General features: G+C 49.0%; 3 protein-coding genes. All 3 read right to left on the bottom strand.

The window, feature by feature from the left end; translation table 11 throughout:
• A partial coding sequence (locus L1D31_RS22370) for an RHS repeat-associated core domain-containing protein (RefSeq protein WP_275666202.1) occupies positions 1-458 on the bottom strand: 458 nt, incomplete at its 3' end.
• 71 nt (positions 459-529) lie between these two features.
• The gene (locus tag L1D31_RS22375; protein WP_239839138.1) at positions 530-1,684 is read right to left on the bottom strand and encodes a hypothetical protein; all 1,155 of its coding nucleotides are present in this window, start codon (positions 1,682-1,684) and stop codon (positions 530-532) included.
• Between the two features lie 46 nt (positions 1,685-1,730).
• Positions 1,731-2,081, bottom strand: a 351-nt coding sequence (locus L1D31_RS22380; RefSeq protein WP_239839139.1) for a hypothetical protein, incomplete at its 5' end; no start/stop codon positions are given.

Genomic DNA, 2,081 nt, shown 5'->3' on the forward strand with positions numbered 1-2,081 from the left:
GCCACGATACTGACCACACTCACTACCGCGAGCACAATCCCTCCGACCAGCATCCCGATATCGAGTCGACCATCAGGATCGAAACGGTTAAAAACATCATGGCTGCAGAAGATGAAACCATTCCCTCCTGAGCGGCCAAATGCCCCAATATCTCGGTCGTATTGGGTGAACAAACCGATCCCACTACTGTAACGGCGATACCCATTACCGTATAGACTTTGCCCTAAAACCCAATCGCTTGGCTGATTATGAAAACCGATTGGGTTAATTAAAATCACGTTAGCATTCGGTGAACCTTGTCCTGCGCTCTGAGTCGCAAATGCCGTTATGGGCGTGGGAAGGAGCACGGCACTTCCGACCAGTGTCACTGTCTTAAGAAAATGTCGGCGGCCAATGTCCGGGCACTGTATCCACCGATAGGCCGGGTCACTGGGAGTGAGTATACGTTTTTTTTTCATGATGATGAGGCTCCAAAAGTGAGAACAACTACCAGCTGACGCTGGTAGTCATCGATATTGAGTCAGACGAATTAGGGGTAAGTCAGCATTAACTGGCCGTATTCATCATTTAAATCTAGGGTCAACACGTCGGAGTTATTCCCGTAGGCGTCGGTGAACACGATCGGTACGGGGCGATCCGTATTGAAATCTGGGTAGTATCTCCACTGTTCGTTGTCCCACACGTTTCTGTACACCAGCACATGGATGTTGTTCGGAGAGGAATTCGTCTCTAGATCTATCGGCACACTGTGAAGCGGCGCCCCGTTGGCTTTGTAATGATCTTTTACATCCGTTTCAGTGGTTTGATTTTGGATCCCGGGCTCCCAAATAGTCGCCATGACGTTACAGTAGACATCTTGGTTCCAGTAGCGCTGAAAGATCCGTTGGCCAATCACAGGGGAGCTCATGTCCGGCCCGCCACCAGAAAGATAGTCTTGATAAATGGGGTAATACCCTTGCCCTTGGTCGGTCGGGTATAACGTATAGTCAACCAGCGGGGCACCATTCGCGGTGGAAATCATGTACGAGAGCACATTGACTTCACCGCCTTGCCCATAGACCCAAGTAGCTGGATTAAGCACCATGGACGCTAAGTCGTATTTGATGGGCTCGGTGCCGGTGATATGAACCGTTGAAACAGCGCCACCGTCATAGCCACACGTCGAATAAGGCCCGGCGCTGTCTTCAATTTGCACACAGATTTCTCGGCCTGGTTCTGTGTTTTCGGTGCTGACGTACAGTTTGAAATACTGCATATCACTTTTTGCGTAGGACGTTTGATCTGACTTTTCATCTAACCACGCTTCCGCGGATTGGGTCATTAAGTGCTTAGAGACTTCTGACTTAGCACTCATGGTATGCAGTTCATCAATCCACTTATCATCCGTTTGGGAGACTTGATACCCCGCGATGGTGGTCAAATCTTGATCGCCCACTTTATCCCACAGCTTGGTCTTTGCCAGAACCTCGTCTATCGGGATTTCTTCGTCTCCCTCTGTGGAGAAGCCGATAACCACATGGCATTGCTGGTTCCCGTTGGCGTAGATGGTACAACTGCAACTGCTGCTGCCATCCGCCATTTCAAGACTCACGTCTTCAAGGTACCAGGATTGTGCGAAGACGTGAGGTGAACCAAACAAGGCGATGAGTGGGAGTGCAACAACACGCTTTTTGATATTGAACATAGTGTATTCCTCTTTTAGTTGTCGAATAATGTTTCAGACAATCGGTTTACGATATCTGATGCTGCTTGCCAGAAGGGGCATAGATAAATTGTTGCTCTTGCTCTTGCTCTTGCTCTTGCGATTGTGAGCTGGATATGGTCAGTGTCGACAGCACGTTACCTTGGCTGTCTAACAACATCATTTGATGCTCGATGGCGGCATCGGAGATCAGAGTGCGACACCATCTACGCTCGAAAATAGTGGTGTAATGAGTGTGGTAACTGTCAGAGTGTTCGTTTTTGAGCACCCCATCAAAATAAAAAAACTCGATGTCAGCTTGATCGGGAACTTGTTGGATCGCTTGATTCCCTTCACCGTCATAGCGGTAGGCGCTCACCACGAGATGGTCGTCATTTTC

It is taken from the genome of Vibrio sp. Isolate23, assembly GCF_022398095.1.
Classification (GTDB): domain Bacteria; phylum Pseudomonadota; class Gammaproteobacteria; order Enterobacterales; family Vibrionaceae; genus Vibrio; species Vibrio coralliilyticus_A.